The organism is Pseudomonas folii (assembly GCF_014357575.1).
Taxonomy (GTDB): domain Bacteria; phylum Pseudomonadota; class Gammaproteobacteria; order Pseudomonadales; family Pseudomonadaceae; genus Aquipseudomonas; species Aquipseudomonas folii.
This window is the reverse complement of record NZ_JACONW010000248.1, coordinates 1-4,573: the sequence shown is the minus strand read 5'-3', so window position 1 is coordinate 4,573 and position 4,573 is coordinate 1. Positions and strand designations below refer to the sequence as shown.

Sequence of the window (4,573 nt, the reverse complement as noted above, 5' to 3'; positions counted from 1 at the left end):
GGTCCCACGTCATAAGTGTCCTGTGTGGGCGAGGCTTACGCGCGATTTAGGCGCTGCGGTTTGTCAATCATGGCGCGTTATCGTTTTTCGCGGGCAAGCCTCGCTCCAACAGGCTCTTGCGCGAATCACCTACACCAACACAATCTGATTCTTGCCCTGACGTTTGGCCTGATACATCGCAGCATCAGCGCGGGCGTAGAGGAGTTCCAGGCTCTGGTCGTCTTCACCCATGTTGGTCAGGCCCTGGCTGGCGGTGATGCCGAAGCTTTTGTCGCCGCGCTGGAAACTCAGGCGCTGGATTTCACGTTGCAGCCGTTCGGCGATCTGTTTGGCCATGTCAGGTGCGCAACCCGGGAACACCGCCGCAAACTCTTCGCCGCCAATACGTCCGAACAAATCACCGCGCCGTAGCGTGGTCCTGCCGCATTCCGCGATCTTCTGCAGCACCAGATCACCTTCCTGGTGACCGTAGGTGTCGTTGACCAGTTTGAAGTCATCGATGTCCAGCAACAGAAACGCCAACGGCGTGCCATGCAGGCGAGCGAGTTCAAATTCGCGCTGGGCGCATTCAAAGAAGTGCCGACGGTTGCTGCTTTGCGTCAGAACGTCGGTGGTCGCCAGGCGCTGCAGCTCGCTTTCCAGCTCTTTCTTTTCGGTGATGTCTTCTGCGATGCCCACCACGACGAGACGCTGTTCGGCGTCGGTCTGGTGACTCACGAAGCATTTGTCACTGATCCAGCGGACTTCGCCGTCGGCACGAATGATTCGGTACTCGCGATCTTCTACAGCGCCTTTCTCGATAACTTCGTTGAGGCTGCGCTCAGCGTAGTTGAGGTCATCGGGGTAGATGCTGTCGCGCCATTCGCCGTAGTCGGCCAGCAACAAACCTGCAGAGCGGCCGAAGATGCGTTCGTAAGCGGGGCTGACGTAGATCATCCGTTGGGTCGCCCAGTCGAACGCCCAGAGCACGGCGTTGACGCTGACCAGCAGCGAACTGAACAGTTGCTCGCGCTCACTCAGGCGAGCAACCTCTGCCTGGGCATGCATCAGAGCCAGTAGCGTCTCGGCAGCGGCGGGGGTGTCGGTATTGGGTGTCAGTAGATTTTTGTTGTCCATGGCACTGCATCTCAGAAATAAGGTGCGGCGCACAGCCACAACATTTCCCGCAAGGGGTGGCGGGCAGTTGTTCTGAGTGGATTTAGGAGATGAAGTTCAAATCAGGCGCGCCCCAATTGAGGCGCGCTGATCAGTGGCTTCAAGCGTGCGCAGGGCGCAGCGAGTAGGTCTTGAGTTGGTCGGCGAAGTCACGCAGGGATTGGATACCGCTGGCCTCGGCTTCGTGGATCCAGTCTTTCATGGCGGCCAGCATATCGTGGCCGTTGCTGCTGGTCTTGACCCAGATCTGTTGCAGGGCCAGGCGTTTTTCGTAAATTACTTTCAACGCGTGGCTGTGCTCCAGCATGGTCTGGATGCGCAGATGGTGCTTGTCATCCAGCAGGCTGGTTTCACGGGACAGCAACCGCTTGGCGCGATGGAACTGGTGACGTACCGACGCATCGGCTTTGGCCAGTTCCTGGGCGACCAACGGACCGATCACCAGCTTGCGGTACTGAGCCATGATCTGGAACCGGTTGTTAAGGATCGCCATGGCGGTGTCCATGTCGATGCTGCCTTTGCCCTCGACGCGATGCGCGATGGGGGCAACCCGCTGGACTTTGGCCAGACGCAAGGCGCTGAAGACTTTGATCCACGCCCAGCCGATGTCGAATTCCCACTTCTTGACCGACAGCTTGGCCGAGTTCGGGTAGGTGTGGTGGTTGTTATGCAGCTCTTCGCCGCCAATGATGATGCCCCATGGCACCAGATTGGTCGCCGCATCGCGGCATTCGAAGTTGCGATAACCCACGGCATGCCCCAGGCCATTCACGACACCCGCGGCCCAGAATGGAATCCACATCATCTGGATCGCCCAGACGGTGATACCCAGCGCACCGAACAGCAGCAGGTCAATGACCGCCATGATCGCCACGCCCAGCAACGGGTAAGGCGTATAGATTTTGCGTTCGATCCAGTCTTCCGGACAGTTTTTGCCGTAAATTCGCAAAGTATCCGGGTTTTCCGCCTCGGCCCGATACAGTTCCGCACCCTTGCGCAGTACAGTAGAAAGGCCTTTGACGACCGGACTGTGCGGGTCATCGACGGTTTCGCATTTGGCGTGGTGTTTGCGGTGGATGGCTGTCCACTCGCGGGTGTTCTGCGCCGTGGTCAGCCACAGCCAGAAACGGAAGAAGTGTTTTAGGCCCGCATTCAGCTCCAGTGAGCGGTGGGCGGAGTAGCGGTGAAGATAAATAGTGACGGCGACGATAGTCACATGGGTCATCGCCAGCGTGACTGCTATTAACTGCCAGACGGAAAGGTCAAGCAAACCGTTGTACCACATAGGCTATAGGGCCCTCGAAAAGACGCTTTGAAAAAAAACCAACAGTGCGCATTATCACTGAGCCACCAGATAAAACCAGTCGGCCTTAGAGATAAGAGTCGCCAGATGTTTCCTAATCTTTAATCCCGCACTTCATAAGGTTACTAGCTTTCTTATGACTGACTCCTCGCGTGACGCACTGCGAACAGCCCTGTTTTACGGGGTTTTGTCCATTTTCTGGTTCGTCATGTGCGACCATTTGCTGCCCGGTTTGATCGAAGATCCAGCCCGATTGGAGCTGGCTCAACAGATGAGCGGTTACGTCTGGGTCGCGGTCAGCGCGATTTTTATCTTCGTGGTCCGCAGCCAGCTGCTGCGTTTCATGGGTATCGAAGTCACCCGGAGCCAGCAACGCGAAGATCTTGATCGCTTGCGTTTGGCGGCTGCTGTTTTTGACAGCACCCTGGAGGGCGTGGTGGTCACCGATGGCGAGGGGAAAATCGTTCACGTCAATCGCGCCTTTATGGAAATCACCGGCTACCAGCTGGATGAAGTGCTGGGCGCCAACCCGAGCAAATTCAAATCCGGTCGCCATGGTCCTGAGTTCTACCGGCAAATGTACCGCTCGATTCTCAGTGCCGGGCAGTGGAGCGGCGAGATCTGGAATCGACGCAAAAGTGGCGAAATCTACCCGCAATGGCAAAGCATCCGTAGCGTCAAGGACGACAGTGGTGAGATAAAAAACTTCGTCGCTGTCTTTTCCGACATCACGGCCATCAAGCGTTCTGAGCAGGACCTGCTGCAACTCGCTCACTACGACCCGCTGACGGATTTGCCCAACCGCCTGCTGTTCATCGGCCGTACGACTCAAGCGCTCAGCTACGCACGTTCGAACAAACGCGGCTGTGCGTTGTTATTGATCGACCTGGACCACTTCAAGAACATCAATGACAGCCTTGGGCACAACGTTGGTGATGATGTGCTCAAAGCGGTCGCCGAGCGGCTTCGGTCTTTGTTTGATGATGAAATGACCCTCGCGCGGCTGGGCGGCGACGAATTTGCGTTGCTGATCGAAAATTGTCAGCAGGTGGTGCAGGTGGCCGGGTATGCCCAGCGGATTCTGGACGGATTCAAAACTCCGTTCGTGCTGGAGAACCGACAGCTGTTCATCAGTGCAAGCATTGGGATCAGCCTGTTCCCTGGCGATGCGGCCAGTCCTGCGCAACTGTTACGCAATGCCGACTCGGCGCTATTCAAGGCCAAAGGCGATGGTCGCGAAACCTATGCTCTTTATACCGAAGAGCTGACTGCTCACGCCCAGCAGCGGGTGCATCTGGCCAGCGAGTTGCGTGGGGCCATTGAGCGAAATGAACTGCGGGTGTTTTATCAGCCGATTCACAACCTGTACAACAGCCGTATTCTGGGCGTCGAAGCGCTGGTGCGATGGGAACATCCCGAGCGGGGTCTTGTGTCACCTGGGGAGTTCATCCCCATCGCCGAGCAGAGTGGCCTGATTGCCGAGCTGGATGCCTGGGTGTTGAACACGTCATGCCAGCAAATGTGCGCCTGGCTGGCAGCGGGCGTGGATATTTCCTTTGTGGCCGTCAACATCTCTAGCCGACTGTTTGCCAGTGGTCATCTGGTTGAGCGGGTGGCGAAGGTGTTGCGCGACACTGGGCTGAACCCCACGCATCTGGAGCTGGAAGTGACCGAAAGCGCGGTCATGGAAGACCCTGATCAGGCCATTGAACAGATGCACCGCTTGCGCGCGCTGGGGCTGAGCCTGGCCATTGACGATTTCGGCACGGGTTATTCCTCCCTGTTGCGCCTCAAGCGCATGCCGGTGCAGAAGCTGAAAATCGATCAGGGCTTCGTCGCCGGTCTGCCCAGCGATGACGATGACATTGCCATCGTGCGCGTGATCATCGCCCTTGCGCAAAGCATGGGCATGCGGGTGCTGGCTGAAGGTATCGAGACGGTGGATCAGGCGTCGTTCCTGCTGGCCAACGATTGCCCGATGGGCCAGGGCTACTGGTTTGCGCGACCAACGCCGGCTGAGCAGATTGACTGGTCCCATGCGCCGAATTTTTAGTTAGCCGAAGTGGCGGCTTTTTTCAAACTACCTGCAAACCACGGAATTGAGATACATCCTTT

At 57.3% G+C, this 4,573-nt stretch carries 3 protein-coding genes; 1 reads left to right on the top strand and 2 read right to left on the bottom strand.

The window, feature by feature from the left end; genetic code table 11:
- Window positions 1–129: 129 nt before the first annotated feature.
- Window positions 130–1,116 (bottom strand): GGDEF domain-containing protein, encoded by a 987-nt coding sequence (locus H8S59_RS26140; RefSeq protein ID WP_095092942.1) that lies wholly within the window; start codon window positions 1,114–1,116, stop codon window positions 130–132.
- A 139-nt stretch (window positions 1,117–1,255) separates the two neighbouring features.
- The gene (desA, locus tag H8S59_RS26135) at window positions 1,256–2,440 is read right to left on the bottom strand and encodes a delta-9 fatty acid desaturase DesA (RefSeq protein WP_095092941.1); all 1,185 of its coding nucleotides are present in this window, start codon (window positions 2,438–2,440) and stop codon (window positions 1,256–1,258) included.
- Between the two features lie 154 nt (window positions 2,441–2,594).
- Here desA and dibA point away from each other — a divergent pair, with 154 nt between their 5' ends.
- The gene (dibA, locus tag H8S59_RS26130) at window positions 2,595–4,511 is read left to right on the top strand and encodes a phosphodiesterase DibA (protein WP_095092940.1); all 1,917 of its coding nucleotides are present in this window, start codon (window positions 2,595–2,597) and stop codon (window positions 4,509–4,511) included.
- The last annotated feature ends 62 nt before the right edge of the window (window positions 4,512–4,573 follow it).